The organism is Geothrix oryzisoli (genome assembly GCF_022808865.1).
Taxonomy (GTDB): domain Bacteria; phylum Acidobacteriota; class Holophagae; order Holophagales; family Holophagaceae; genus Geothrix; species Geothrix oryzisoli.
The window spans coordinates 654,366-679,328 of sequence record NZ_JAKZLB010000001.1 but is presented as its reverse complement, the minus strand read 5'-3'; the positions used below and the strand labels follow the sequence as shown (position 1 = coordinate 679,328).

Below are 24,963 nucleotides of genomic sequence, written 5' to 3'. Positions count from 1 at the left end.
TCAGGCCAGGCGCTTCTTGAAGCTGCGGATGGCGAGGCCGAGCATCAGGGTGCCGAAGGCGACCATCAGCAGGCACTCGGGCCACAGCTGGGCCAGGCCGGTCCCCTTGAGATAGAGGCCGCGCAGGAAGGTCACGAAGTACCGGGCGGGGATGAGGTAGGTCACCGCCTGCAGGGCCGTGGGCATGTTGCCGATGTCGAACATGAACCCCGAGAGCAGGAAGGCGGGGAGGAAGGTGGCCACGAAGGCGAACTGGCTGGCCAGGAGCTGGCTCTTGGCTTTGGTGCTGATGAGGATGCCCAGGGAAAGCGCGCCCACCAGGTAGATGGCGGAGACGCCGAACAGGAGCGCCAGGCTGCCCCGGATGGGCACGCCGAACAGGAAGCGCCCAGCCAGCACGGAGAGCAGCATGTCCACCATGCCGATCACGAAGTAGGGCGCGAGCTTGCCCAGGATCAGCTCGCTCCCGAGGAGCGGCGTGGAGATGAGCTGTTCCATGCTGCCCGTCTCCCACTCCCGCGCCACGGTGAGCGAGGTGAGCAGCGCGGTGATGAGCATCATGATCACGGCGATGAGCCCAGGCACGATGAAGATCCGGGACTCCATGTCCGTGTTGAACCACGCCCGGAACCGCAGGTCCAGGGGCAGGGCGGGGGGGCGGCCCGTGAGCCGCCTGGCCTTTTCCACCAGGATCTCCTGGGAGTAGCCCCGCACGATGGCGTCGGCGTAGGAGAGGGCCAGGGTCGTGGTGTTGGCATCGCTGCCATCGGTCAGCACCTGTACCTGGACCTTCCGCCCGGAGGCGACCCGCCGCCCGAACTCGACGGGGACGACGAGCGCCATCATGGTCCGCCCCCGGGCGAGGGCATCCTCCACCTCGGCGTAGGAGCCAGGCCTCGCGCCCACGGAGAAGTACCGCGATCCCTCGAAGCGGCTGATCAGCTCCCGGCTCTGGGGCGTGCGGCTCTGGTCCCAGACGGCCAGGGGCACCCGGTCCAGGTCCATGGTCAGGGCGTAGCCGAAGATCATCAGCATGATCATGGGGAGCACGATCGCGATGGCCAGGGCGCGCGGGTCCCGCAGGACGTGGATGAACTCCTTGCGCGCCACGGCGCCGAGCCGCCGGAAATTGAGGGCGCCGCTCATGCCCTGAACTCCTGCTGCGCGCCCTCGGCGCGGTCCCGGGCTTCGATGAGGGACACGAAGACGTCCTCCAGGGAGGGCGTGATGCGTTCCACGGCGTCCACCTGGAAACCAGCCGCCTCGAGGGACTGGCGCAGGCGGGGCGCGAGGCCTGCGGCATCCTCCGTCATGAGGTGGATGTCGCGCCCGAACAGGGCCGCATCCCGGACGCCCGCCACGGCGGCAGCCACGCCCAGGGCTTCGTGAGAGCGGTCACAGGAAACGCACAGGACCTGGTCGGCCATGAGCTCGCCCTTCATCTCGCTGGGCGTCCCCAGGGCGACCAGCTCGCCCCGGTAGATGAGGGCCAGGCGGTCGCAGTATTCGGCTTCCTCCATGTAGTGGGTGGTGACGAAGACTGTGACCCCCTCGCCGGCCAGCTGGTAGATGAGGTCCCAGAAGGACCGCCGGCTCAGGGGATCCACGCCCGACGTGGGCTCGTCCAGGAAGAGCACCCGGGGCTCGTGGAGCAGGGCGCAGCCCAGGGACAGGCGCTGCTTCCAGCCGCCGGGGAGCAGGCCCGTCCGCGTGCGGCGGTGCTCCTGGAGGTGGGCCATGTCCAGCACCCAGGCCTTCCGCCCGGCCTTCTTCTCTGGAGGCACGCGATAGATGCCGCTGAAGAAGTCGATGTTCTCCTCCACCGTGAGGTCGTCGTACAGGCTGAACTTCTGGCTCATGTAGCCGATGCCCCGCTTGATCTCCTCGCGCTCGGTGAGGATGTCGTACCCCGCTACGGTGCCCTGCCCGCTGGTGGGTTCCAGCAGCCCGCAGAGCATCCGGATGGTGGTGGACTTGCCCGCGCCGTTGGGGCCGAGGAAGCCGAAGATCTCACCCTTGCGGACGTCCAGGCTGATGCGGTTCACGGCCACGAAGTCCCCGAACCGCCGTTCGAGGTGGCGCAGGGTCACGGCGAGCTCAGGCATGGGCCGCCTCGGGGATCGCGGAGGTGAAGATGTCCTCGAGGGTGGGCTCGATCACCTGGAGTCCCAACACGGGAATCCCTCCTGCCTGTAGAGCGGCCTCCACGGCGGCCCGGCCCCGATCCGCGTCTGCGGCCAGCACGTGGATGCGGTCACCGAAGAGGGCCACGGAGCCGAGGGCGGCGGCGCGCAGCACCCCCGCGGCCCGCCGGGGGGACTCGCAGCGCACCTCCAGGAGGGCGCCCTTCAGCAGGCCCTTCACGCCCTCCACGGTGTCGCAGGCCATGAGGCGCCCCTGGTGGAGCAGGCCGATGCGGTTGCAGCGCTCCGCCTCGTCCAGGTAGGCCGTGGAGACGAAGATGGTCACGCGCTCCTGCTGGAGCTGGTAGAGGATGCGCCAGAAGTCGCGACGGGAGACGGGATCCACGCCGTTGGTGGGTTCGTCCAGGAACAGCACCCTGGGCGTGTGGATGAGCGCGCAGGCCAGGCCAAGCTTCTGCTTCATGCCCCCGGAGAGGTTGCCCGCCAGGCGGCGCCGGAAGGGGGTGAGGTTGCTGAAGGCCAGGAGCCGCTCCAGGCGTTCGCTCCGGCCGGCCTTCGGAACTTCGTAGAGATCCGCGTAGAAGTCGATGTTCTCCTGCACCGTGAGATCCGGGTACAGGCCGAACCGCTGGGCCATGTAGCCGATGCGGTCCTTGATGCCCTCGGCCTCCCGCACCGCATGGAGGCCGTCGACCCACGCCTCGCCTGAACTGGGCTCGAGGATGCCGGTCAACAGGCGCATGGTGGTCGTCTTGCCCGCACCATCCGGTCCGACAAGCCCGAAGATCTCCCCTTCCGCCACGGCCAGGGTCAGCTGGTCGAGGGCCACGAGCTCCCCGAAGCGGCGCGTGAGCGCCTGGGTCCGGACGGTCTCCATCATTGGCCGCCCAGGACGATGTCGGCATCCACGGGCATGCCGGGCTTCAGCTCCATCGCCGGGTTGGGGATATCGATCTTGATGCGGTAGACCAGCTTCGTGCGCTCCTTGCTGGTCTGGACACTCTTCGGCGTGAACTCCGCTTCGGAGGCGATGAAGGCCACCCGGCCCTCGTAGCGCTTTCCCGGGAAGGAATCCGTGGTGACGAAGGCCTTCTGGCCCACCTTCACGCGGCCCAGGTCCGACTCTTCGACGTAGGCCCGCAGCCACACCTGGCCCAGGTCGGCCATGGTCACCACGGCCGTGCCGGGGGAGACGAACTCCATGGACTCGACGTTCTTGGAGAGGATCACGCCGGCACTCGGGGCGGTGAGGGTGGCGTAGCCCAGCTGGGTCCGGGCCAGCGCGAGGGCCTGCTGGGCCTGGTCGAAGCGGGCCCGGGCCTGGTCGATGTCCTCCTTTCGGGGCCCCTTCCGCACGAGGGTGAACTGCTGGTCGGCCTGCCGGACCTTGCCGCGGGCGGCCTCGAGGGCGGCCCGGCTGGCTTCGTAGTCGCGCACCGAGAGGATGCCCTTCTGCTGGAGGTCGCGCAGCCGGGCCTCGTCGGGCTCCAGCCGGCGGAGATCGGCCTGGGCCTGCTCCAGGGCGGCCCTGGAGGCTTCGACCTCCTCCTGGCGCGACCCGGCCAGCGCGGCGTCCAGGGCGGCTTTGGCGGTGGCGGCATCGGCCTGGCGCATGGCCACTTGCTGCTCCAGGTCCTGGGCATCCAGCCGGGCGATGAGCTGTCCGGCCCGGACCACCTGGCCCTCGTCCACTGGGCGTTCGAGCACTTTCCCGGCCACCCGGAAGCTGGCCTCCACCTGGATCACTTCGATGTTCCCGGAGAGCTTGAGGTGGTTCTCCGGCCGCTGCCGGCACGAGATGGCCAGGATCGCCGCCCCGATGCAGGCGGCCACCTGAAGGATGGGAACGGATCGACTGGGTCTGGTCATGGGCGGATCTCCAACGGCACGGGTCAAGTCCTGGGTTCAGGCATCAAGGCGGGGCAGGGGCGGCAGGGGCATGGAGGGATCGCGGGCGATGCCCCGCCAGTAGAGGTCGAACCACGTGGCGAGGCCGTTCGCGACGGCATCACCGGGCGGCAGATCCAGGACGCGGGGCAGCACCGTGGGCACGAGGTCGAGGATCTCCAGTTCCATGCGCACGAGGAAAAAGGTGGTCAGGGAGGGTTGGACCTCGGCCCGGAGGTCACCCCGCGCCACGCCCTCTGCGAGAAGCTGCCGGATGGACAGGGCGATGGGGCGGATCTGCTCCTTGATCAGGTCGCTCAGGCCTTCGGCGCCGCGGACGATCTCCCCCCGGATGAGGGAGCGGATGCCGGGGTCGTCCTTCAGATGGCGGTGGAGGATGCGGATGGCCTCCCAGAGCCGCAGGGCGGTCGGCCGCTCGCCGGTCTCCTCCGCCAGCCGACCCAGTTCCTGGCGGATCGGCGGGAACCGTCGCGCGAGCAGGGCCGCGAACATGGCCTCCTTGCTGTCGAAGTGGTAGTAGATCAGGGCCGGATCGCAGCCGGCCTGCCGGGCGATGGCCCGCAGGCTGGCTGCGTGGAGGCCCTCCCGGGCGAAAACAGCCAGGGCCGCATCCAAAATCTGGTCGGGATCCATCCGGGTGGGCTTGGGGCCGCGGGGGCGGGCGGGAGCGGGCATGGGACTCCAATTCAACAGATGTTGAATCATGGGATCCCTTCCCGGGTTCGGCAAGCCTTATTTCATCGGGTGTGGAATTTTCTTCAAGGCATGAAAAAGCCCCCGGGTTCGGGGGCTTTCATGGGGCTTCCGGCCTCACTCGCCGGAGATGGGCACGACCGTCGTATCTTCGATGGTGATGATCTCAGCCTCCTCGAAGGCGATGCGGTTCTCCTCGACCTCGGCCATGGCGACCTGGCCCCAGAAGGAGGCGAGCTTGGGGGCATCCTGGGCCTGGCCATGCTTGTTCACGGGCACGACCACCTCGACCTTGGGGAAGGCACCGCGCTGGAGCTGGTCGCAGCGCTTGCCCGCCACGACGACGAAGCGGTACTTGTTGGCGATTTCTTCCGGGACACGGACGATGGTGCGCTGGGTCATGGGCCACTCCGAACCAGGAAGCATAACACCGGTCAGCCATTCAATCAATGCGGCTGGAGTAGGATGGGGGCTCCAGGAGTCTCCCCGATGCAGATCATCCTCGGCATCACCGGCGGCATCGCCGCCTACAAGTCCGCTGATCTGGCTCGGTTGCTGACCAACCAGGGCCACCGGGTCCGCTGCATCCTCACCGAGGCGGGCGCCCGTTTCATCACGCCTCTGACGCTCAGAAGCCTCACGGGCGAGCCCTGCTTCGGGGCCAATCCGGACCAGGGCGAGTGGCGCGCCAACCCCAACATCGAACACATCGACCTGGCCCGGTGGGCGGAGCTGGTGGCCGTGGTGCCCGCGACGGCCAACATCATCGGGAAGGCAGCCAACGGCCTGGCCTCGGACCTGCTCAGCACGGTGCTGCTGGCCACCCGGGCGCCGATCCTCTGGGCCCCGGCCATGAACACCGGCATGTGGGAGCATCCCGCCGTGCAGGCCAACCTGGCCCGGCTGCGCAGCTTCGGCCACGCCGTGGTCGAACCCGGCGAGGGCGTCCTGGCCTGCGGGGAGGAGGGCTCGGGCAAGCTGGCCGAGGTCGCAGCCATCGCCGAAGCCATCCTGCTGTGCGGCACGCCCAAGTCCCGCAGCCTGGCCGGACGGCGGGTTCTCATCACCTCCGGGCCCACCCGGGAGGATCTGGATCCCGTCCGCACCCTCACCAACCGGAGCACCGGCGCCATGGGCATCGAGCTGGCCAGGGCCTTCCGGGATGTCGGCGCCCAGGTGCAGCTCGTGCTGGGTGGCGATCTGCCGGCGCCCTGGGGAGTGGAGACGGTCCGCGTCCGCAGCGCTCAGGAGATGCTGGCGGCCTGCGAAGCCCGTTGGCCCCAGGCGGATGGGCTGGTGGGGGCGGCGGCCGTGGCCGACCAGCGGCCCGAAACCCTCGCCGCCGAGAAGGTGAAGAAGGGCGAGGGGCCGGAGACCCTGGTCCTGGTCCGCACCCCGGACATCCTCGCCACCCTGGCCGCGGCCAAGCGTCCCGGCCAGTGGCTCCTGGGCTTCGCCGCCGAAAGCGAGAACCACCTGGCCCATGCCGCGGCCAAGCTCCAGAAGAAGGGCCTGGATGCGGTGCTGGTGAACGACATCCAGGGTGGACGGGCCTTCGGAGCCCAGGCCAACACGCTGACGCCGGTCACGGCCCAGGGGCCTCTGGCCCCCATCGGCCCCCTGGACAAGGACGCACTGGCCCGGGCCGTCGTGCAGTGGTGGAGCCGCCAGCTCGAAACCCGGGAGTCCGGCCGCTAGCCTTCCTCAGAGCGCCGGATCCATCCAGGGCAGGACCTCGCTGGGGCGTCCGGGCACCTCGCCCAGGCGCACGGCCACGATGACGATCCAGCCCGGGGGGCGACGCAGGGACTTCAGATCCAGGACGAGGGCCTCCCCAGGCCCCGGCAGGTCCGGGCGCCGGCGCTCCAGCACGACTTCGCCGCGGCCGAAGACCTCCTCGGCGGTGGGTTTGGTGAGACCCAGCGGCAGGTAGAGCACCCGCAGGGACTCGACTCCGGCCAGGGGGGTGCCGTTCACGTCCGCAGACGGCAGCACGAGCCGGATTTTCCGCAAGCCCTCCAGTCGGGCCTCCATGGCCTGGGCCGCTGCCCGGGGCCGCGGGACCGGATCGCCCTTCCGCCCGCAGTGGACTGCCAGGAAGCTGAGCGTGATGGCGAGCAGCGGGTTTGCTAGTCTGAGGGATCGCACGCCATCCATCATGCCCGAAGACGAGGTCCAACCATGACCGTGACCAAGATCCTGATTGCGAACCGTGGGGAAATCGCCGTACGGGTCATCCGGACCTGCCGCGAGATGGGCATCCCCACGGTGGCGGTGTACTCCGAGGCCGATCGCGGGGCGCTGCACGTCCGCATGGCCGACGAAGCCTACTGCATCGGCCCTGCTGCCGCCCGGGAGAGCTACCTGGTGCTCGAGAAGATCCTGGATGTCTGCAAGCGCAGCGGGGCCGACGCGGTGCATCCGGGCTACGGGTTCCTCTCCGAGAACGCCGAAGCGGCGCGGGCTTTCGCGGCCGCGGGCATCACCTTCATCGGGCCGCGCCCCGAATCCATCGAGAGCATGGGCTCCAAGACCGCCGCCCGGGTCGTCGCCCTTCAAGCGGGCTGCCCCGTGGTGCCGGGCATCCAGGAAACCATGGCCGACGAGGAGCTGCTCGTGGCTTCCCAGAAGATCGGCTTCCCGGTGATGCTCAAAGCCGCCATGGGCGGCGGCGGCAAGGGCATGCGCCTGGTGCACAAGGCCGAGGAGTTCACCTCCTCCCTGGCCCGGGCCCGGGGCGAGGCCCTGTCCTCCTTCGGCGACGACAGCGTGTATGTGGAGAAGGCCATCGTCCAGCCGCGCCACATCGAGATCCAGATTTTCGGGGATACCCACGGCAACCATGTCTATCTGCACGAGCGGGAGTGCTCCGTGCAGCGCCGCCACCAGAAGGTGATCGAGGAGGCCCCCAGCCCCCACGTGACGCCGGAGATGCGCAGGGCCATGGGCGAAGCGGCCCTGAAGGTGGCCAAGGCCGTGGACTATGTGGGCGCGGGAACCGTGGAGTTCCTGGCGGACGCCGATCGCAACTTCTATTTCCTGGAATTGAACACCCGCCTGCAGGTGGAGCATCCCGTCACGGAATGGATCACGGGTCTCGATCTGGTGAAGTGGCAGATCCTCGTCGCCCGGGGCGAGAAGCTGCCCATGACCCAGGAGGAGATCCCCCTCAACGGCTGGGCCATCGAGTGCCGCGTCTACGCCGAGGATCCGGACAAGAACTTCATGCCGAGCCCCGGGAAGATCACCTTCCTGCGCACGCCCAGCGGGCGGAACGTGCGGGACGACGGCGGCGTCTACGAGGGCGCGGAAGTGCCCATGTTCTACGACCCCATGATCAGCAAGCTGAGCACCTGGGGGCCCACGCGCCTGGAGGCCATCGAGCGCATGCGCGCCGCCCTGGGCGAATACCGCATCGGGGGCATCCGCCACAACATCGCCTTCCATGAGGCCCTGATGGAACACGGGCCCTTCCGTGAGGGCGCGCTGCATACGGGCATGCTCGACAAGCCCTTCTGGAAGAAGAAGCAGCAGGGCCCCGATCTGAAATTCGCCGTGGCCGCCGCCCTGCTGCAGGAACTCGAAACCGAACAGCGCCGCGCCGCCCAGCCGGCCGCCAGTGCCGATGGCAAACCCGATGCCTGGAAGCATTGGGGCCGGTTCAACCGGTTGTAGGGAGGATCAGATGAAACGCACCCTGCTCATCGGCAAGGACTCCCTCGAGGTGGAACTCCTCCACCAGGACGGCGTTTCGACGCTGGTCTGGGAAGGGCAGAGCCAGCCCATCGACATCCTCGAACTGGAACCCGGTTGCTACTCGATCCTCCTGGACGGGCGATCCGTGGAAGTGCGTCTGGACCAGGCCAAGTCGTCGGATCCGGAGGCCCACGCCTACCGCGCCATGCTCTATGATGGCGCCTACGAGTTCGCACTGGTGGACCCCCGGCGGGCGCTGCTGGGGGGAAGCGGCGGCGCGGGTGCCTCGGGGGGCGTGTTGTCGTCGCCCATGCCCGGCAAGATCGTGAAGCTCCTGGTGCAGCCCGGCGACCCCGTCCAGGAAGGCCAGACCCTCCTTGTGATGGAAGCGATGAAGATGCAGAACGAACTGAAGACCGCCACCACGGGGACCGTGAAGACCGTACATGTCCAGGAGGGCGCCACCGTGGAGACGGGGGCGGCGCTCATCACCGTGGCGCCCGAGGCCTGAACCGGAGGCCTTGCGTATCGCCGCAGGCGATGCCAAGAGGATGCAGAACGAACTGAAGACCGCCACCACGGGGACCGTGAAGACCGTACATGTCCAGGAGGGCGCCACCGTGGAGACGGGGGCGGCGCTCATCACCGTGGCGCCCGAGGCCTGAAAGTCCGTTCCGGTCCTACCTGAAGTCAGTGCGTGAGGTCAATCCCTCAGACCTGCTTGAAATTCAAGGCAGATTTGGCCGATCTCTACCTGGATTAGGTGTTTGAATGGTCGATTAATTCATATGGATCAGGGACTCATCCATTCGATCTAGAAACAGCAAAAATAGGAATTAGGCCCATTTTTTGTTGAAGTAAAGTGCGCTTCGGGACTAGTTTGTGGCGTGATGTGAATCACAATCGAGGGAGGTAGCATGAAAAAAACGCTCCTATTCCTGCTGGCGGGGGCTGCGATTACCCTGTCCGCCCAGGAGGGCCAGGCCTGGGTCATGGGCCACCTGGGTCAGACCATCTTCGAGAACGACGCCCATCTCAAGGACAAGATGCACTACGGCCTTGGCGTGGGGCATTGGTACACCAACCGGTGGGGCCTGGACCTGCGGGCCCTCCAGAACGACCTGCAGCCGGATCCGAACCCCTTCGGTATCGGCTCGGCGAAGCAGACCCATCTGCTCGCTTCTGGGCTCTTCAACTTCCGGCCGGGCGCGGACAACTGGTACCCCTACGCGGCCCTGGGCATCGGCGGAACCAACGTCGAGTCTCCTTATTCCGGCAAGGGTGATGCCACGACCCGCCTCAACTATCACGGTGGCTTCGGCGTGATGGGCAAGCTGGCTGAACATTTCATGATGGACCTGAGCGCCAAAGCGGTCCGCGTGGAACTGCCGAAGTCCCGCACCGAGTACCTGGCCACCCTGGGCTTGGGCTACACCTGGGGCGGCGGCAGGAAGGCCGCGCCCGCTCCGCCGCCGCCCCCGCCGCCGCCGGCTCCTGAACCCAAGCCCGAGCCCGTGGCTCCTCCCCCGCCGCCGCCTCCGCCGCCGGCTCCCGAACCCCCCAAGCAGGTGGTCAAGCCCGTGCCGCCGCCCCCGGCCAAGATCGTCCTCGACGAGGCCGTGCTGCACTTCGCCAATGGCAAGGCTGAGCTGGGTCCGGATGCCACCGCCGCCATCCGCAAGGTGGCTGACGGGTTGAAGGCCTACCCGGGCGACTACTCGCTGGAAGTCAGCGGGCACACCTCCTCCGTGGGCGGCAAGGCCCTGAACAAGGCCCTGGCCAAGCGCCGGGCTGACGCCGTGGCCAAGGTCCTGGTGGATTCCGGCATTCCGGCCGCCAAGGTCACCACCGTGGGCGTGGGTCCCGACAAGCCCATCGCCGACAACAAGACCAAGGAAGGCCAGGCCAAGAATCGCCGCGTCGAGATCGACGTGAAGGTGAAGGATGGCAAGGCCGAGGTTCGCCAGATCACGACGGAGACCGTGGAGTCCGCTCCGAAGAAGTAGCCTTTCGTCTGAAGGGCGGAGGTCTTTCACGGGCCTCCGCCCCTTCCTTTTTCGGAGGATCGCCATGTCCATGAAAGACGAGTTCAAAGCCTTCATCATGAAAGGCAACGTGGTTGATCTGGCCATCGCCGTCGTCGTGGGCGGCGCCTTCGGGAAGATCATCACGGCCTTTGTGGATGGCATCGTGATGCCCCTGGTGACCTATGTGCTCCCCGCCAACATCAAATGGGAGGAGTGGGTCCTGGGCAAGTTCCGCATCGGCGCGGTGCTGGGCGCCACGGTGAACTTCCTGATCATCGCCCTGGTGATCTTCCTCGTGCTGATCAAGTTCCTGGGCAAGTTCGTGAAGAAGGAAGCCGCCGCCCCCACCACCAAGGAATGCCCGGCCTGCCTGGAGCAGGTGCCCCTCAAGGCCACCCGGTGCAAGCACTGCACCAGCCAGCTCTAGGGGCGGCTGGATGAAGGGAAAGGGCCCGGGTTCCGGGCCCTTTCCCTTGTGATCGCGGGGGTTCCCGTGGTGAACTGGAACTTCAACCTCAGGGGCGCTCGGGTGCGTCCCTCCGACGCACGAGGGCGCCGATGAGCGAGCAAGCTCCGGTTAAAAAGTACTTCGTCTTCCTTCCGAAGACCGATTTCCCCATGAAGGCGGACCTGCCGCAGCGGGAGCCGAGGCGCCTGGAGCGCTGGAAGGCCGAAGGCCTCTATGCCCGCATCGAGGCCAAGCGGAAGGCGGACAATGCCGCCGGCACCGGCAAGGGCCGCGAGGTGCTCCACGACGGTCCGCCCTACGCCAACGGCGCCATCCACATGGGCCATGCCCTGAACAAGATCCTCAAGGACGTGGTGGTGAAGTCCCGGTGGATGGAGGGCTACGAATCGCCCTACGTGCCGGGCTGGGACTGTCACGGCCTGCCCATCGAGCACGCGGTGGAGAAGGACCTGGGGCCCAAGCGCCGCGAACTGAGCCGCGCCGAGTTCCTCCAGAAGTGCCGCGCCTACGCCCAGAAGTGGATCGACACCCAGCGGACGGCCTTCCAGCGCCTGGGCGTCCTGGGCGCCTGGGAACAGCCCTACGTCACCATGGATCCCCGCTACGAAGCAGAGACTGTGCGCCACCTGGCCAAGCTCTTTGAAAGCGGGTCGGTCACGCGGAAGCTCAAGGTCGTCCACTGGAGCTACGGCGCCCGGACCGCCCTGGCGGAGGCCGAGGTCGAGTACGCCGACAAGACCAGTCCCGCCATCACCGTGGCCTTCCCCGTGACGGACGCCGCGGCGAAACACATGGAGCTGCCCACGCCCCTGTTCCTGCCCATCTGGACCACCACGCCCTGGACGCTGCCCAGCAACCTGGCTGTGGCCATGCACCCGGACCTGGAATACGCCGTGGTCCGCGCGGACGGCCGCCACTACATCGTGGCGGTGACCCTGCGCGAGGACTTCGCCAAGAAGCTCGGGATGCCGCTGCACACGGTGGAGATCCGCAAGGGGAAGGAGTTCCAGACCCTGGTGGCGCGCCACCCCTGGATCGACCGGGACAGCCCGGTGCTGCTGGGCGACTACGTCACGGCCGACACGGGCACGGGCCTCGTGCACACGGCGCCGGATCACGGGGTGGACGACTTCAACCTGGCCCACCACCTGGGCCTGCTCCAGCTCGTGGGCCCCGACGGCAAGTTCCTGCCCGCCGTGAACGATCCTGAGCTGGAAGGCAAGAACATCTTCGAGTGCAACCCGCTGGTGGTGGACCGGCTCCGCCGCATCGGGGCGCTCCTCCACGAAGAGAGCCTCACCCACAGCTATCCCCACTGCTGGCGCACCAAGACGCCCATCCTCTTCCGCGCCACCGAGCAGTGGTTCATCACCATGGATTCCGAGCTGGCCGGGAAGGGGCGGAGCCTCCGCGAGCTGGGCCTCGAAGGCGTCGAGCAGACCCAGTGGGTGCCCGCCCAGGGGCAGAACCGCATCTACGCCATGATCGCGGGCCGTCCCGACTGGTGCATCAGCCGCCAGCGCGCCTGGGGCACCCCCATCACCGTGCTGCGCTGCGAGGCATGTGGCGAGCCCCTGGTGGCCGACTCGATCTTCGGGAAGGCCGCGGCCGCCATCGAACAGGGCGGCATCGAGGCCTGGTCGGAGCTCCCCGTCGGAGACCTGGTTCCTGCCGGGGCCCGGTGCAAGTGCGGCTCCACGGTCTTCCAGAAGGAGACGGACATCCTCGACGTCTGGATCGATTCCGGCGTCAGCGCCTCCGTGGTCTGCGAGTCGCACCCGGAGCTGAAGCGCGCGGACTACAGCCAGTTCATCTACCTGGAAGGGTCCGACCAGCACCGGGGCTGGTTCCACAGCTCGCTGCTGTTCAACCTGGCCGCCACGGGCACCAAGCCCTACAAGCAGGTGGTCACCCACGGCTTCGTGCTGGACGGCAAGGGCCAGAAGATGTCCAAGAGCCTGGGCAACGTCATCACGCCCGAGGAGATCCTCAAGACCCTGGGCGCCGACATCCTGCGCTGGTGGGCCGCCAGCAGCGACTACAGCGAGGACATCCGCATCTCCAAGGAGATCCTCGACCGCAGCGCCGATGCCTACCGGAAGACCCGCAACACCCTGCGCTTCCTCCTGGGGGCCCTGGCGGACTTCGACCCTGCCAAAGATGCGGTCGCGCCCGCCGATCTGGCGCCCCTAGACTGCTGGGTGCTCGATGCCTTCGGCCGAATGGCCCGGGAGGTGCGCGACGCCTACACCCGCTTCGAGTTCCTCCGGGCCACCCAGGCGCTTCTGGGCTTCTGCCAGCTGGAGCTGTCGGGCCGGTACTTCGAGATCATCAAGGACCGCCTCTACTGCGACGCCCTGGCCTCGCCCCGCCGCCGCAGCTGCCGGCAGGCCTGCTGGGAGCTGGCCAAGGGTCTCAGCACCCTCCTGGCCCCCGTCATGAGCTTCACCGCCGACGAAGCCTGGGAGCAGATTCCCGGCTGCGAAGGCAGCGTGCATGAGCAGCGATTTCCGGAAACCAGCGGCACGGCGGTGGATCCCAGATGGGAAAAGCTTTGGATGGTACGGGAGGCCGTGCAGGCCGCCATGGAGCCCCACCGTGCCGCCAAGACCGTCGGCACGAGCCTGGACGCCGCCGTGGCGATCGCCCTGGGCAGCCAGGCGGACTGGGACCTCCTGGAGAGCCTCGGCGAGCCGCTCGACGACCTCCTTGTGGTTTCCTCCATCACTCGGACCGCAGATTCGAGTGCCGCCACGCCCCTCGTCACGGTCACTCCGCACACCGGCGAGAAGTGCCCCCGCTGCTGGAACCGCAAGGGCGGCCACGGGACTGGTGAGGATGCCGGGCTCTGCGCCCGCTGCGCGACCGTGGTGGCCGGGTGAAACGCCTCCTCTGGTTGCTGCTTCCCGCCGCCACCCTCGCCGTGGATCTCGGCTCCAAGAGGTGGATCCTGCAGACCCTGGGCGAGGGCGAGTCCCTGCCGGTCATCAAGGGCTTCTTCTACCTGACCCTGAACTTCAACCGGGGCGCCATCTTCGGCAGCCTGACCTGGCTGCCGGAGACGGCCCGGTTCGCCGTGTTCGGCCTGGCGGGTCTGGCGGCGCTGATCTATTTCGGGCGCTTCTTCCTGGCGAAGGGGACCTCCTCCTGGGACCGCGTCGCTCTGGGCCTCATCCTCGGCGGTGCCATGGGCAACGGCATCGACCGGCTCGTGCGGGGCGCCGTGGTGGACTTCCTGGATTTCATCTTCGGCGCCTGGCACTACTGGACCTTCAATCTGGCCGACAGCTTCATCCTCGTGGGGGCCATCCTCTACGGCCTGCGGCTGCTGCTGGCGCCGAAGGCGGTTCATCCCCAGGCGAACGGCTGAAGGATCTCCCCGAAAGGCCTACTGCCCCTCGATGGCCTTGAGCAGCGCGGGATCCTTGGGCAGCTGGTCCACCTCGGCGAGACGGGGCACGAGGCGCTTCCAGAAGGGCTCGGCGGCGAAGACCCGCTTGAAGATGGGCAGGGCCTCGTCGGGCTTGCCGCTGGAGGCCAGGGCCACCGCCTGCCAGAAGGGCATCTCCCAGACGCCCGGGGCGAGCTTGGCCGCGGCCGCATAGGCCGCCTTGGCCTGGGGCCACTTGGCGGCGGTGACGAAGCCGTCACCCTCGTCCATGAGGCGGTAGGCCCGGCGCAGCTGGATGAGGCGGCCCAGTTCCTTCAGGGGATCCGGACTGTCCTCCACGCGCAGGTCGAAGAGGCGGTCGTTCCAGGGCTGGCCGGAGGGCTTGCCCTTCACGATGAGGATGGCCGCGCTCTGCTGACCCCGGATGTCACCGCCCTCCGCCTGGGCCGCGCGGAGAGCCGCCAGCAGGCGATCCGCGAGGTCGCCCTTGGCGGTGCGGAAGGCCTTGGCCATGGCCGGCCAGACCGTGGCCTTGTCCATGAGGTTGGCCTCCACGGTGAAGCCTTCGCCCACCTCGTGGCCCGCGGCCTGGATGCACTTGGCGCCCGTGTGGGCCGCGACGCGCCCCTGGGCGTCCACCATGGCCACCTGGCGCACCTCGCGGTCCGGGTCCGCCGCCAGGAGCGCCTTCAGGGCCTCCGGCGCGGGCTTGCCCGCCCTCATGAGGGCCAGCCCCAGGGCGCCGTAGGTCGGATCCGTGAAGCTCTGGGTGGCCACCGCCCCCACGCCGGCTTCCGCCCAGGGCACGGAGGATCCGACCGAGAACCAGTGGCTCTGCACCGCCACCCCCAGTTCTCCGGTGGCCGCGTCCCGGGCCACGATGGAGTAGGTATGCACGGGTCGGCGCGGGACCTCGCCCGCCCTGACGGGGAGAACCAGGGTCAAGAGGACTAGGACGGACAGGCGCATGGGGGCTCCGTGCGGGGTGGGGGCGTGCCCATCATCCTACCCTCCGCTGGTACGATGGCTCTATGTACCGAGCCCTGGCCCTCTCCTCCGCCTGCCTCCTCCTCGGCGCGGCCGCTCCGCCCGACGCGGCCTACGTGAAGGCTGTGGACGCCTGGCACGCGGACCGGGAAACCCGGTTGGCGGCGGAGGATGGCTGGCTGAGCCTGGTGGGGTTGGACTGGCTGCGGCCCGGAGAGAACACGCTGGGGACTGCGCCGGGTTCGACCGTCCTGTTGCCGGCCGGCACAGCCCCGGCCCAGGCGGGGACCTTCACGGTGGAAGGCGGCGCGGTGCGGGTCCGCCTCCTCCCCTGCAGCGGCATCCTCGTGAACGGCCAGGCCGTGGAAACCGCGACGCTGAAGACGGATGCGGACGGGAAGCCCGATGTGTTGCGGGCGGGCCGGATCATCTTCTACGTCATCCGCCGGGGCGAACGCCTGGGCCTCCGCCTGAAGGATCCGGAGGCACCCGCCCGGAAGGCCTTCCATGGCGTGGCCCGCTTCCCGGTGGACCCGGCCTGGCGGGTGGAAGCGGACTTCATCCCCTATGCCACGCCGCAGGTCCGGGCCATCCCCACGGTGCTGGGCACCTCGGAGCCCATGACGGCGCCGGGACTCCTGCGCTTCAAGCTGAAGGGCAGGACGCTCACCCTGGAGCCCCTCATCGAGGATCCGGCCCACCCCGAGCTCTTCCTCATCTTCAGCGACGCCTCCAGCGGGAAGGGAACCTATCCGGCTGGGCGCTTCCTCTATGCCCCCATGCCCAAGGACGGGAAAGTGGTGCTTGATTTCAACCGGGCCTACAACCCGCCTTGCGCCTTCTCCCACTTCGCGACCTGCCCCCTGCCGCCGAAGCGGAACGACCTCCCGATCGCGATCCGGGCGGGCGAGAAGGACTACGGCCAGCACTGAGGGAACCCGGGCCCGGTAGATCCTTGGTTGGAGATGGATTGGGAAAATAGATGCATTGATTGTTTTTGGGGAAACGTTATCCTCTGTCCAGACACCCCATCATAAACAATCCGGAGGACCCATGCCGCCCGGGAACACCCTTGCCAAGGCACCAGCCAAGGTGGTCGAGAAGGTGACGGTCGAGGCCTGCATCGCCATCGCCCAGCGGGTTCAGCAGGCCCGGCGCGTCTCCGGCGATGAGGCCGGCTCCGAGGCGGCCAGCCAGATCGCCGAGGTCATGCGCCAGGAACTGCTGCGCTAGCGGAGCGCTTCGCCGGTCAGACCCTGAACTCGTCCGGCCGCCAGGTCTGGATGCGCTTTTTGATGGCTTCCCCGTCCAGCTTCTCCTGGAGGGCCTCCCGCACGCGATCCGCCACCTCGGCATCGGAGGCGAAGCGCAACCCGACGAGCTGCCGGGTGGTGAGCTCGGCAATGCGGGGCTGCAGGTCCGCGGGCAGGACCTGGGCAAGGCGGAGCCGCTCCTCGAGGCGGATGAGGCGATCCTGGACCTTGAGCGAATAGACCCGGACCTGCACGGCCAGGGCCAGCACCGCCAGGGCCAGGAGGGCGATCCAGAGCGTGCCAAGGGCGGGGCGGCGCACGGCCGTATAGATCGTGGCGACGGTGGTGATGAGGAAGAAGGGGAGCAGGACGAAATGGTGCAGGGGCTCGAAGCGGCGATGGGTCGCATAGGTCTGGGGCGCGGACATGGGGGCTCCGGAAGGAACCTTCAGGTTACTCCAGGGGTCCGCTGCGTCGGCGCTTGATGTCGGACGCCCGCTTCTTGGCATCGAGGCGGCGCTCCTTGGAGGCTTTCGTCGGCCGGGTGGCCCGCCGCGCGACGGGGCGCACCAGGGCGGCGCGAATGGCCTCGGCGGCCTTCTCACGGGCATCCTCCAGGTTCTTGAGCTGGTCCCGGGTGCGGTCGCTGAGGACGATCCAGAGCCCCTCGGCATCCAGGCGGTTGCGCTGGGCGGCGCGCAGGCGGAACAGGGCATCCTCCGGCAGTCCCTCGATGGCCGCCAGGTCGATGCGCAGTTCCACCTTGGAGGACACCTTGTTGACGTTCTGGCCCCCGGCGCCACCGGCGCGGACCGCCTTGAACCGGATGGCATCCCCGGGGACCCGGACGGCGGCGGTGACTTGGATGGGATCGGCCATCCCTGAATCCTAGCGCATCGCTTCCATGGGGCTCAGCCGCATGGCGCGGAAGGCCGGATAGAGGCCGAAGACCAGGGCCAGCACGAGGGCCACGATCCAGGCGGTGATGAGACCCACGGGGTTGACGACCAGGCCGTACGGGAAATTGGCCGCGAGGGCCTGGCAGAGCAGGCCGCCGGAGACCGTGCCCAGCAGGGCGCCGATGGCCGCCAGGACCACGGCCTCCAGGAGGAACTGGATGAAGATCTCGTGATCGGAGGCCCCGAGGGCCTTCCGGAGGCCGATCTCGAAGCGGCGATCGCTGAAGCTGATGAGCATCACGGACAGCACGCCCACGCCGCCCACGAGCAGGACGGTGCCCGCCAGGCTCAGCAGCACCACCTGCCAGCCGTGCAGCTGCTCGAGGAAGTTCTGGTAGCTCTTGGCGGCCTCGGCGTCCAGGTCCACCACTTCGGCATCTTCGATGCCATGGTGGGCCTGCCGGACCCGGCTCAGCAGCATGGCCGACACCTCGCCCAGATCCTCGGTGCGGCGGAGCTTCACGGTGACCTGCGCGAGCTTGTGGGTGGGGTCGATGCGGTCCATGTAGGCTTCGAGGGGGACCAGGATGCCGTTCGCATCCGTGTAGTTCTCCTCATTGAAGATCTGGCCCGGGGCCTGGACGCCCACGATGCGGAAGGGAACGCCCTCCACCGTGAGGTCGCGGCCCACGGGGTCGGCGCCGCCGAAGAGCTTGGCCGCCAGCGTCGCCCCCACGACCGCCACCGTGGAGCGGCGCCGCTGGTCGTCCTCGGTGAGGTTGCGGCCCAGGCCGATGGGGCGGTTCATCCAGACGGCGTAGTCTGGGGTGACGCCGGTGACGAAGATGCGCTCCGTATCGCCGGTGACGCGCACTGAGGAGGTGCGCTGGGCCCGCGGGAGGAAGGCCAGCACCTTCGGATGGGGCGCCGTGAGGCGGCTCAGGTCCTCATTCCGGAGGCCGGGGCTCATGACGAAGCGGCTCCGCTCCTCGGCGGTCTCCGCGGACTTGGGCGCGATGCGGACGGTACCGTCCCAGCTCATGCCGGCAAAGCCGGTGCTCACCTTGTCCATGATGCCGTCCAGCACCGAGGTCATCACCACCAGGGCGAAGACCCCCAGCATGAGCAGGGTGAGGGTGAGGAGGCTGCGGACCTTGTGGGCCCACAGCTCCACCAGGCCGGTCCGGACGACCTCCCAGAGCATGGCGAAGCTGAAACCGCGCGCCTTCGAACGGGGCGCCGGGGCCTTGCCTTCGAGCAGGGAAGGGCCGGGAGAGCGGAGGAGGACGGTCCCGTCACTCATAGCGCAGGGCCTCCATGGGGGACAGCCGCGAGGCCTTCCAGGCTGGATACAGGGCGAACAGGAAGCCGGAGATCGCGGCCAGCACGTAGGCCCAGAGGAAGCTGGCGGGGGTCATGTAGAGCGGAATGCCGATGCTCTTGGTGATGATCCAGGAGAAGCCCACGCCCAGCACCAGGCCCGCCAGGCTGCCCAGGGCCGTGAGCAGGAGGGCCTCGGTCATGAAGCCCTTGAAGATCTCGCGGCCGGAGGCCCCGATGGCCATCTTCACGCCCACCTCGCGGACGCGTTCCTTGAGGCCGGCCATCTGGATGTTCACGTTCACGATGCCGCCGCCCACCAGGGCCAGCACGCCCGAGAGCATGAAGATGATGTCGTAGACGTCGCCCTGGCTCTCACGCCGGCGGATGCGGGCGGCCACGTCATCCAGGCGGAAGTCCTCCTGGAGGCGGTGGTTGGCCTTCACCAGGCTGGAGAGCTGCTTGGCGAAGGAGCCCATCACGGCCATGTCGGGGATGCGGAAGGTGATGCGGTCGATCCGGCGGTAGGCGTCGCCGTTCATCCGCCGCTGCACCAGATTCGCGGGCACGGCGATGATGCGGTTCCGCCACCAGAACTGGTTGCGCTGGTTCTCGCGGAACCGGAAGACCCGCTCTCCGAAGGTGCCGATGACCGTGACCGGGACCGACCCGATGCGCAGGGTCTGCCCGATGGCGTCGCCCTTGGGGAAGAAGGTCTGGGCGGCCTCGGTGCCGAGGATCACCACCGGGGCGCCCGTGTCCATCTCCGAGGCGGAGAAGGCCCGTCCCCGGGCCACGGCGTACCCGTTGGCGGGGATGAAGTCCCCGCCGATCCCGCTGATCTGGCGGTCCTGGTCCCCATAGGCCGAGACCACCCGGGACCGGGCGAACTTCTGGCGGCTCACGCCCTGGATGGCATCCGCCTTCAGGGCCTCGCCGCCGATGGCGTCGGCGTCGCGCAGGCCCAGGTTGGCCTGCTGGAGCGCGGTGGGCTGGCCGTCGCGCACAGCGGCCTTGGGCTGGACGTTCAGCTTGTCCAGGCCGCCCATCTTCACGAACATCTCATCCGCCCGCTTGCGCTGGCTGTCGGAGATGGAGAAGCCGCCGAGCACGGAGGCCACGCCCAGCAGCACCCCCAGGGCCTGCAGGACGGAGCGGCCGAGGTTCTCCCGGATCTCCACCCAGGCTCCGAACAGCCGCTCGCGGAAGGCGCCGGAAGTGCGCATCTAGGCCGCCCCCTCGGCGGTGGCCACGAGGCCATCCTTGATCTCGATCTTCCGTTCTGCCTGGGCGGCGATGGAGGGATCGTGGGTCACGAGCAGCAGGGTGTTGCCCTGGCTGTGCAGTTCCCTGAAGAGGTCGAGCACCTCGGCCCCGGTCCGGGAGTCCAGCGCGCCCGTGGGCTCGTCCGCCAGCAGAAGGGCCGGATCGTTGGCCAGGGCCCGGGCCACGGCCACGCGCTGCTTCTGGCCGCCGGAGAGGGTGCCCGGCAGCTTGTCGGCCTTGTCGGCGATGCCCACCTTCTCCAGCAGGATCAGGGCCCGCTCGCGGCGTTCCTTCCGGCCCACGCCCGCATAGAGCATGGGCAGTTCCACGTTGCGGGCGATGCTGGCCTTGGGCAGCAGGTTGTAACTCTGGAAGACGAACCCCACCTTTTCGTTGCGGATCCGCGCCAGCTCGCCGCCCGAGAGTCCCTGGACCTGGTGGCCGTCCAGCGTGTAGGTGCCCTCCGTGGGCAGGTCCAGGCAGCCGAGGATGGCCATGAGGGTGGACTTGCCCGAGCCCGAGGGCCCGATGAGGGCCACGAACTCGCCCTTGGCCACGCTCAGGTCGATGCCCCGCAGCGCGTGGACCGCCGTGCCATTGGCGCCGTAGACCTTCGTGAGGCCCTGGGTCTGGATGATGGGGCTAGTTGTTTTCATCATCTTTCTCGACCTTCTTCTTGCTGGGGTCTTCCAGGCTCACCTGATCGTTGGCCTTGAGGCCGGAGAGGATCTCCACGCGCTCAAGGGTGGCGATGCCGGCCCGGACGGGAACCACCTCGAAGAACTCCTTCCAGTGGTCCGAGAGCCAGATGAACTTGCCGCGCCCGCTGAGGCCCTCCTTGGCCTTGGCGAGATCCTGGGGGGGCAGGTTCTCCTTCAGCCGGTAGACCACGGTCTGGCCGTCCCGGCGCTGGAGGGCCTCGAGGGGCACGCTCACGGCCTTGTCCCGCTTTTCGCCGAGGATCTCCACATTGGCGCTCATGCCGGTGCGGAAGGCCTCGGTGAGTTCGTCCAGGGCGATCTCCACCTTGAAGACTTTGATCTTCTCGACCAGGTCAGCGGCCGGTGCCACGAAGCGCACCTTGCCCGTGAAGGCCTTCTGGGGATAGGCGTCCAGCGTGATGCGCACCGTCTGGCCCACCTTCACCTTGGCGATGTCCACTTCGTTGAGGTTCACCCTCACGATGAGCGAAGCCAGGTCGGCCACGGTGAAGACCACCGTGCCGGCATTGAAGGAACTGACACCCGAGGTGATGGTGTCGCCCAGCTCCACGCCCCGCTTGATGATCACACCGTTCATGGGGGCGGTGACGCGGGCCAGCTGGGTGGAGGCGTTCCCGCTGATGGGGATGCCGCGATCCTCCACGATCTGGTACCGGGTCTGGGCGCTCTTGTAGTTCTCTTCCGCGAGATCCCTGGTCGTCTTCGCGGTACGGTAGGCCTGGTCCGAGATGAGTCCGGACTTGAAGAGCTCGGCCTGCTGGGCGAAGTCGCGTTCCGCATTCTTGAAGCTCACGCGGGCCTGGGAGACGCTGCCTTGGACATCCGACAGGGTCTGGGCCTGGTTCACGTCGGGTTCCACCTCGGCCAGCATCTCGCCGGCGCGCACGGTGGCGCCCTCACGGACCTTCAGCCCCACGATGCGGCCGGACACCGTGGACTTCACATCCACCTTCGTGAGCGGATCCACCACGCCCACCTCCCGGACGCTCACCTGGAGATCCTCGGCCTGGACCTTGCCCAGGCGGAAGGGGGTGCTGGCTTCCGCTTTCTTGCCCTTGCCGTCGCCGCCCCTGAGGGAGAAGAACATGCCGGTCGCCAAGGCGACTCCGGCCACGGAGACGATGACCCACCGCTTCTTCATGAATCCCCCTGATGGGAAAGACGCCGGACCTGCCGGGATGATGGATGGCCTACGCAGCAGAGTCTGGGGTCGTTTAGGGGGCCCGTGGGGCCGGTTTCGGCCGGTGGCGCCTGGGCGCCGGCCAAGGGCCGGACCCACCGGGGAGCGCCCTTGTGGCGCCCCAGTTGTGGCGTCCCGCCTCAGGCCCTGTGGCAACGTTCCACGGCGGGCGGCTTAAACCTTCTCCAATTGCTCGGGACTAATGGTGTTGTGAGTTGGCACGCGGACGGCATCAGGCCGTTCCGGGACGATTCCCCTTCGCGGCTCGGCCGCCCCAGGAGCACATCATGTCGAACACCCAGAAGCGTGTGGCCCTCATCGTGGCGGTGGGTCTCATCGGCGCCTCCCTCATGGCCCAGGCCCCCGTGCCCCCGCCGACCGGCCAGCAGGTGGAACAGAAGGGGGAGCGCATCGAGCGCCGGGGCGAGGCTCAGGAGCGCAAGGGCGAGCGCCAGGAACGCCGGGGCGCGCGCAATGAGCGCCAGGGCGAGCGGAAGGAGCGGCAGGGTGCCCGTATGGAAAAGCGGGGCGAGGCTCTCGCGGCCAAGGGGGATGTGAAGGCCGGAACCGCCCTCGAGCGCAAGGGCGAGCGCCGCGAAGCCGTGGGCGCGGCCCAGGATGCCAAGGGCGCGAGACAGGAGCGGCGCGGGGCGAAAAATGAACGCCAGGGCGAGCGCAAGGAGCGCCGCGGCCAGCGCACAGAGCGGAAGGGCGAGCACATGGAGGCCCAGGGCAAGTAAGGTTTGGCTCTCCTCACGAAAGCGGCCCCCGGACGGGGGCCGCTTTCGTGAGACAGGCCGAGCGCTACCGGATGGTCTCCCGGGCGATCATCAGCTCCTCGTTGGTGGGCACCACCGTGACCACGACGCGGGAATCCGGCGTGCTGATGATGCGCTCCCCGGTGCCGTGCTCGTTGGCCTCGGGATCCAGCTTCACGCCCAGGAAGCCCAGCTTGCTGCACACCTTGGCGCGGACATAGGTGCTGTGGGTGCCGATGCCCGCGGTGAAGGTGATGGCGTCCACGCCGTCCAGGACGGTGGCGTAGGAGCCGATGAACTGGCGCACGTTGTAGGTCAGGAGATCCCGGGCCAGGCGGGCGCGGTCGTTGCCACTGTCCGCGGCCAGCTCGATCTCGCGGAAGTCGGAGGACACGCCGGAGATGCCCAGCAGGCCCGACTTCTTGTTCAGCAGGTCCGTGATGGCCGCGTAGTCCAGGTGCTCGTGCTCCATGAGCATCTCCACCACGCTGGGATCGATGGTGCCGCAGCGGGTGCCCATGATGACGCCCTGCAGCGGCGTCATGCCCATGCTGGTGTCCATGCTCTTGCCCTGGCCCACGGCGCAGATGCTGGTGCCGTTGCCGATGTGGCAGGTGATGACCTTCAGGGACCGGAGGGGCCGGCAAAGCAGGATGGCCGTGCGGGCGGCCACATAGGCGTGGCTGGTGCCGTGGAAGCCGTAGCGGCGGATCCCGTACTTCTGGCTCAGCTCGTAGGGGATGCCGTAGGTGCGGGCGTGATCGGGGATGTTGTGGTGGAAGGCCGTGTCGAAGACCGCCACATGGGGCACGTCCGGGAAGGTCTCACGGGCGACCCGGATGCCCAGGGCGTTGGCCGGATTGTGGAGGGGCGCATAGATCGCGAAGTCCTGGATGTCCTGGAGCACTTCGTCCGTCACCAGGACGGAATCGCCGTACTTCGGGCCGCCGTGGACGACCCGGTGGCCCACCGCATGGACCGGCGTCTCATGGAGCACGTTGGTGTGGAGCCGCTCCAGGATGGCCTCCAGGGCCTCCCGGTGGGTGGGCAGGGGAAGGGCCTCCTTCCGCTTCTCACCGCCGATGCTGAACGCGAGGATGCCATCGGCAAGGCCGATGCGCTCGGCGTTGCCTTCGGCGATGACCGCCTCATTCACCATGTCGAAGAGATTGAACTTCAGGCTCGAAGAGCCGGCATTCAGAACGAGAACGAACACAGAATCCCCCATGACAGGGAAAGTCTAGCCCCCATGGAACGTGATGGGGGCCTCATTGTGGATGAAGCGGTCCCCATGGGCCGGGAGGGGCTCTAAATCGAGAAGACTCCGGCCGCCAGGGTGGCTGGATCAGGCCAGGGAGCGGCCTCCGCCGCTTCGGCCGCGGCCAGGAGTTCGGCTTCGAGGCGGGTCCGGAGGTCCGGGGCCGGGGCCCAGCCTCTGAGCCCGAGCCAGGCTTCGAAACGGGGCAGGGGGTCCTTGGCGGTCCACTCGGCCAGGAGTCCTGGGTCCACATACCGCTGGTCGTCATGTTCCGCATGGCCCTTCAGGCGGAAGGTCTCGCAGACGAGGAAGACCGGGCCTTTCCCGTCCAGGCAGCGCTGGCGGGCCTGGGTCGCGGCGGCATAGACCGAGCCGGCATCGTTGCCGTCCACGGTCAGGGTGAAGGCCCCCTGGGAGCGGGCGGACATCCGGCCGGCCATCTGGCGGTCCGGTGGAGTCGAGAAGGCGTAGCCGTTGGATTCGCCGACCACGATGAGCGGGAGCTTCTGGACCACGGCGAAGTTGAGCCCCTCGTAGAAGGCCCCGGTGGAGCTGCCACCGTCCCCGATCCAGGTCATGGCCACCCGGGGCTCGCCCTTCTGCCGGAAGCTGAGGGCCACGCCGGCCATGACCGGGATGAGGGCACCGAGCATGGAGGTCGGCGCGAGGATGCCCCGGGCCACGGAGCCGAAGTGGTTGTTGTGTTCGCGCCCCCCGGTGGGGCTGGTGGCGCGGCCCAGGTACTGGAGGAAGATCTCCATGGGCGTGGCGCCCCGGACGAACATGGACCCCAGGTTGCGGATCATGGGGGCGATCACGTCGTCCGGGCCCAGCGCCAGGGCGGTCGCACAGGAGGTGGCTTCCTGGCCCAGGCTCCGATAGATGCTACCGAGGGTCTTGCCCTGGCGGAAGAGCTTCACCAGCCGTTCTTCCGTAAGTCTCGTGAGCAGCATGGCCTGGTGAAGGCGCAGGGCGGTTTCCTGATCCATCGG

Annotated in this window: 27 protein-coding genes; 11 read left to right on the top strand and 16 right to left on the bottom strand. The window is 68.2% G+C overall.

Going from position 1 to position 24,963, the window contains the following annotated elements:
* The 6 genes from MLE43_RS03060 to MLE43_RS03035 form a co-directional block, all read right to left on the bottom strand.
* Positions 1 to 1,146, bottom strand: coding sequence for an ABC transporter permease (locus MLE43_RS03060; RefSeq protein WP_243301644.1), 1,146 nt, complete (start codon positions 1,144 to 1,146; stop codon positions 1 to 3).
* Positions 1,143 to 2,105 (bottom strand): ABC transporter ATP-binding protein, encoded by a 963-nt coding sequence (locus MLE43_RS03055; protein ID WP_243301643.1) that lies wholly within the window; start codon positions 2,103 to 2,105, stop codon positions 1,143 to 1,145. Before MLE43_RS03055 ends, MLE43_RS03060 begins: the two co-directional genes overlap by 4 nt.
* On the bottom strand, positions 2,098 to 3,021 hold the full coding sequence (locus MLE43_RS03050; RefSeq protein ID WP_420843161.1) for an ABC transporter ATP-binding protein: 924 nt from the start codon (positions 3,019 to 3,021) through the stop codon (positions 2,098 to 2,100). The genes MLE43_RS03055 and MLE43_RS03050 overlap by 8 nt, the downstream gene beginning before the upstream one ends.
* Complete coding sequence (locus MLE43_RS03045) at positions 3,021 to 4,013, bottom strand: beta-barrel domain-containing protein (RefSeq protein WP_243301638.1); 993 nt, start codon at positions 4,011 to 4,013, stop codon at positions 3,021 to 3,023. The genes MLE43_RS03050 and MLE43_RS03045 overlap by 1 nt, the downstream gene beginning before the upstream one ends.
* A 36-nt stretch (positions 4,014 to 4,049) precedes the next feature.
* Positions 4,050 to 4,727, bottom strand: coding sequence for a TetR/AcrR family transcriptional regulator (locus tag MLE43_RS03040; protein ID WP_243301636.1), 678 nt, complete (start codon positions 4,725 to 4,727; stop codon positions 4,050 to 4,052).
* 135 nt (positions 4,728 to 4,862) lie between these two features.
* A complete protein-coding gene (locus MLE43_RS03035; protein ID WP_243301634.1) occupies positions 4,863 to 5,147 on the bottom strand; it encodes a DNA-directed RNA polymerase subunit omega in 285 nt (94 codons plus the stop codon).
* An 87-nt stretch (positions 5,148 to 5,234) separates the two neighbouring features.
* On the opposite strand from MLE43_RS03035, the gene coaBC reads away from it, so the two are divergent.
* Positions 5,235 to 6,443: a bifunctional phosphopantothenoylcysteine decarboxylase/phosphopantothenate--cysteine ligase CoaBC gene (gene coaBC / locus MLE43_RS03030; protein ID WP_243301632.1), complete on the top strand. Its 1,209-nt coding sequence runs from the start codon at positions 5,235 to 5,237 to the stop codon at positions 6,441 to 6,443.
* A gap of 6 nt (positions 6,444 to 6,449) precedes the next feature.
* On the opposite strand, the gene MLE43_RS03025 is transcribed toward coaBC, so the two are convergent.
* A complete protein-coding gene (locus MLE43_RS03025) occupies positions 6,450 to 6,893 on the bottom strand; it encodes a hypothetical protein (RefSeq protein WP_243301622.1) in 444 nt (147 codons plus the stop codon).
* 33 nt (positions 6,894 to 6,926) lie between these two features.
* Here MLE43_RS03025 and MLE43_RS03020 point away from each other — a divergent pair, with 33 nt between their 5' ends.
* The 7 genes from MLE43_RS03020 to lspA all read left to right on the top strand — a co-directional run bounded on the left by MLE43_RS03020 (position 6,927) and on the right by lspA (position 14,307).
* Positions 6,927 to 8,420, top strand: a complete 1,494-nt coding sequence (locus MLE43_RS03020; protein ID WP_243301620.1) for an acetyl-CoA carboxylase biotin carboxylase subunit — start codon at positions 6,927 to 6,929, stop codon at positions 8,418 to 8,420.
* 10 nt (positions 8,421 to 8,430) lie between these two features.
* Positions 8,431 to 8,952 carry a biotin/lipoyl-containing protein gene (locus MLE43_RS03015; protein ID WP_243301618.1) on the top strand — a complete coding sequence of 174 codons (522 nt, stop codon included), beginning with the start codon at positions 8,431 to 8,433 and terminating at the stop codon, positions 8,950 to 8,952.
* A gap of 10 nt (positions 8,953 to 8,962) precedes the next feature.
* Complete coding sequence (locus tag MLE43_RS03010) at positions 8,963 to 9,106, top strand: biotin/lipoyl-containing protein (RefSeq protein WP_243301616.1); 144 nt, start codon at positions 8,963 to 8,965, stop codon at positions 9,104 to 9,106.
* 252 nt (positions 9,107 to 9,358) lie between these two features.
* Entirely contained in the window at positions 9,359 to 10,447 is a 1,089-nt protein-coding gene (locus MLE43_RS03005) for an OmpA family protein (RefSeq protein WP_243301614.1), read from the top strand.
* Positions 10,448 to 10,511: 64 nt separating this feature from the next.
* Entirely contained in the window at positions 10,512 to 10,895 is a 384-nt protein-coding gene (gene mscL / locus MLE43_RS03000; protein WP_243301612.1) for a large conductance mechanosensitive channel protein MscL, read from the top strand.
* Between the two features lie 131 nt (positions 10,896 to 11,026).
* Positions 11,027 to 13,819 carry an isoleucine--tRNA ligase gene (gene ileS, locus MLE43_RS02995; RefSeq protein ID WP_243301609.1) on the top strand — a complete coding sequence of 931 codons (2,793 nt, stop codon included), beginning with the start codon at positions 11,027 to 11,029 and terminating at the stop codon, positions 13,817 to 13,819.
* Entirely contained in the window at positions 13,816 to 14,307 is a 492-nt protein-coding gene (lspA, locus tag MLE43_RS02990; protein WP_243301606.1) for a signal peptidase II, read from the top strand. Before ileS ends, lspA begins: the two co-directional genes overlap by 4 nt.
* 18 nt (positions 14,308 to 14,325) lie before the next feature.
* Here lspA and MLE43_RS02985 read toward each other — a convergent pair whose 3' ends face one another.
* The gene (locus MLE43_RS02985; RefSeq protein WP_243301604.1) at positions 14,326 to 15,297 is read right to left on the bottom strand and encodes a DUF1028 domain-containing protein; all 972 of its coding nucleotides are present in this window, start codon (positions 15,295 to 15,297) and stop codon (positions 14,326 to 14,328) included.
* Between the two features lie 62 nt (positions 15,298 to 15,359).
* Between MLE43_RS02985 and MLE43_RS02980 the strand changes: the two genes are divergently transcribed.
* Together MLE43_RS02980 and MLE43_RS02975 are read left to right on the top strand one after the other, a co-directional pair.
* Positions 15,360 to 16,247 (top strand): DUF1684 domain-containing protein, encoded by an 888-nt coding sequence (locus tag MLE43_RS02980; RefSeq protein ID WP_243301601.1) that lies wholly within the window; start codon positions 15,360 to 15,362, stop codon positions 16,245 to 16,247.
* A 121-nt stretch (positions 16,248 to 16,368) separates the two neighbouring features.
* Positions 16,369 to 16,548: a hypothetical protein gene (locus MLE43_RS02975; protein WP_243301599.1), complete on the top strand. Its 180-nt coding sequence runs from the start codon at positions 16,369 to 16,371 to the stop codon at positions 16,546 to 16,548.
* Between the two features lie 16 nt (positions 16,549 to 16,564).
* Here MLE43_RS02975 and MLE43_RS02970 read toward each other — a convergent pair whose 3' ends face one another.
* Genes MLE43_RS02970 through MLE43_RS02945 form a run of 6 tightly spaced genes read right to left on the bottom strand, consistent with a single transcriptional unit; the run spans position 16,565 to position 21,916 of the window.
* The gene (locus MLE43_RS02970) at positions 16,565 to 16,996 is read right to left on the bottom strand and encodes a DUF6526 family protein (RefSeq protein ID WP_243301597.1); all 432 of its coding nucleotides are present in this window, start codon (positions 16,994 to 16,996) and stop codon (positions 16,565 to 16,567) included.
* 25 nt (positions 16,997 to 17,021) lie between these two features.
* A complete protein-coding gene (gene arfB / locus MLE43_RS02965; RefSeq protein WP_243301595.1) occupies positions 17,022 to 17,447 on the bottom strand; it encodes an alternative ribosome rescue aminoacyl-tRNA hydrolase ArfB in 426 nt (141 codons plus the stop codon).
* 9 nt (positions 17,448 to 17,456) lie between these two features.
* Positions 17,457 to 18,770 (bottom strand): ABC transporter permease, encoded by a 1,314-nt coding sequence (locus tag MLE43_RS02960; RefSeq protein WP_243301585.1) that lies wholly within the window; start codon positions 18,768 to 18,770, stop codon positions 17,457 to 17,459.
* Positions 18,763 to 20,013, bottom strand: a complete 1,251-nt coding sequence (locus tag MLE43_RS02955) for an ABC transporter permease (protein ID WP_243301583.1) — start codon at positions 20,011 to 20,013, stop codon at positions 18,763 to 18,765. The genes MLE43_RS02960 and MLE43_RS02955 overlap by 8 nt, the downstream gene beginning before the upstream one ends.
* Positions 20,014 to 20,712 carry an ABC transporter ATP-binding protein gene (locus MLE43_RS02950; protein ID WP_243301582.1) on the bottom strand — a complete coding sequence of 233 codons (699 nt, stop codon included), beginning with the start codon at positions 20,710 to 20,712 and terminating at the stop codon, positions 20,014 to 20,016.
* The gene (locus MLE43_RS02945) at positions 20,696 to 21,916 is read right to left on the bottom strand and encodes an efflux RND transporter periplasmic adaptor subunit (protein ID WP_243301580.1); all 1,221 of its coding nucleotides are present in this window, start codon (positions 21,914 to 21,916) and stop codon (positions 20,696 to 20,698) included. The genes MLE43_RS02950 and MLE43_RS02945 overlap by 17 nt, the downstream gene beginning before the upstream one ends.
* A gap of 326 nt (positions 21,917 to 22,242) precedes the next feature.
* Here MLE43_RS02945 and MLE43_RS02940 point away from each other — a divergent pair, with 326 nt between their 5' ends.
* On the top strand, positions 22,243 to 22,695 hold the full coding sequence (locus tag MLE43_RS02940) for a hypothetical protein (protein ID WP_243301579.1): 453 nt from the start codon (positions 22,243 to 22,245) through the stop codon (positions 22,693 to 22,695).
* Positions 22,696 to 22,759: 64 nt separating this feature from the next.
* Here the strand turns inward: MLE43_RS02940 and MLE43_RS02935 are convergent, their stop codons facing one another.
* Complete coding sequence (locus MLE43_RS02935) at positions 22,760 to 23,929, bottom strand: acetate/propionate family kinase (protein ID WP_243301576.1); 1,170 nt, start codon at positions 23,927 to 23,929, stop codon at positions 22,760 to 22,762.
* 92 nt (positions 23,930 to 24,021) lie between these two features.
* Positions 24,022 to 24,960 carry a thiamine pyrophosphate-dependent dehydrogenase E1 component subunit alpha gene (locus MLE43_RS02930; protein ID WP_243301575.1) on the bottom strand — a complete coding sequence of 313 codons (939 nt, stop codon included), beginning with the start codon at positions 24,958 to 24,960 and terminating at the stop codon, positions 24,022 to 24,024.
* Between the last annotated feature and the right edge of the window lie 3 nt (positions 24,961 to 24,963).

What these genes read in the sequence shown, in the direction of transcription:
- MLE43_RS03060 (WP_243301644.1), bottom strand. Translation starts at nt 1,146, where the DNA reads ATGAGCGGCGCCCTCAATTTCCGGCGGCTCGGCGCCGTGGCGCGCAAG.
- MLE43_RS03055 (WP_243301643.1), bottom strand. Translation starts at nt 2,105, where the DNA reads ATGCCTGAGCTCGCCGTGACCCTGCGCCACCTCGAACGGCGGTTCGGG.
- MLE43_RS03050 (WP_420843161.1), bottom strand. Translation starts at nt 3,021, where the DNA reads ATGGAGACCGTCCGGACCCAGGCGCTCACGCGCCGCTTCGGGGAGCTC.
- MLE43_RS03045 (WP_243301638.1), bottom strand. Translation starts at nt 4,013, where the DNA reads ATGACCAGACCCAGTCGATCCGTTCCCATCCTTCAGGTGGCCGCCTGC.
- MLE43_RS03040 (WP_243301636.1), bottom strand. Translation starts at nt 4,727, where the DNA reads ATGCCCGCTCCCGCCCGCCCCCGCGGCCCCAAGCCCACCCGGATGGAT.
- MLE43_RS03035 (WP_243301634.1), bottom strand. Translation starts at nt 5,147, where the DNA reads ATGACCCAGCGCACCATCGTCCGTGTCCCGGAAGAAATCGCCAACAAG.
- coaBC (WP_243301632.1), top strand. Translation starts at nt 5,235, where the DNA reads ATGCAGATCATCCTCGGCATCACCGGCGGCATCGCCGCCTACAAGTCC.
- MLE43_RS03020 (WP_243301620.1), top strand. Translation starts at nt 6,927, where the DNA reads ATGACCGTGACCAAGATCCTGATTGCGAACCGTGGGGAAATCGCCGTA.
- MLE43_RS03015 (WP_243301618.1), top strand. Translation starts at nt 8,431, where the DNA reads ATGAAACGCACCCTGCTCATCGGCAAGGACTCCCTCGAGGTGGAACTC.
- MLE43_RS03005 (WP_243301614.1), top strand. Translation starts at nt 9,359, where the DNA reads ATGAAAAAAACGCTCCTATTCCTGCTGGCGGGGGCTGCGATTACCCTG.
- mscL (WP_243301612.1), top strand. Translation starts at nt 10,512, where the DNA reads ATGTCCATGAAAGACGAGTTCAAAGCCTTCATCATGAAAGGCAACGTG.
- ileS (WP_243301609.1), top strand. Translation starts at nt 11,027, where the DNA reads ATGAGCGAGCAAGCTCCGGTTAAAAAGTACTTCGTCTTCCTTCCGAAG.
- MLE43_RS02985 (WP_243301604.1), bottom strand. Translation starts at nt 15,297, where the DNA reads ATGCGCCTGTCCGTCCTAGTCCTCTTGACCCTGGTTCTCCCCGTCAGG.
- MLE43_RS02980 (WP_243301601.1), top strand. Translation starts at nt 15,360, where the DNA reads ATGTACCGAGCCCTGGCCCTCTCCTCCGCCTGCCTCCTCCTCGGCGCG.
- MLE43_RS02975 (WP_243301599.1), top strand. Translation starts at nt 16,369, where the DNA reads ATGCCGCCCGGGAACACCCTTGCCAAGGCACCAGCCAAGGTGGTCGAG.
- MLE43_RS02970 (WP_243301597.1), bottom strand. Translation starts at nt 16,996, where the DNA reads ATGTCCGCGCCCCAGACCTATGCGACCCATCGCCGCTTCGAGCCCCTG.
- arfB (WP_243301595.1), bottom strand. Translation starts at nt 17,447, where the DNA reads ATGGCCGATCCCATCCAAGTCACCGCCGCCGTCCGGGTCCCCGGGGAT.
- MLE43_RS02960 (WP_243301585.1), bottom strand. Translation starts at nt 18,770, where the DNA reads ATGAGTGACGGGACCGTCCTCCTCCGCTCTCCCGGCCCTTCCCTGCTC.
- MLE43_RS02955 (WP_243301583.1), bottom strand. Translation starts at nt 20,013, where the DNA reads ATGCGCACTTCCGGCGCCTTCCGCGAGCGGCTGTTCGGAGCCTGGGTG.
- MLE43_RS02950 (WP_243301582.1), bottom strand. Translation starts at nt 20,712, where the DNA reads ATGATGAAAACAACTAGCCCCATCATCCAGACCCAGGGCCTCACGAAG.
- MLE43_RS02945 (WP_243301580.1), bottom strand. Translation starts at nt 21,916, where the DNA reads ATGAAGAAGCGGTGGGTCATCGTCTCCGTGGCCGGAGTCGCCTTGGCG.
- MLE43_RS02940 (WP_243301579.1), top strand. Translation starts at nt 22,243, where the DNA reads ATGTCGAACACCCAGAAGCGTGTGGCCCTCATCGTGGCGGTGGGTCTC.
- MLE43_RS02930 (WP_243301575.1), bottom strand. Translation starts at nt 24,960, where the DNA reads ATGGATCAGGAAACCGCCCTGCGCCTTCACCAGGCCATGCTGCTCACG.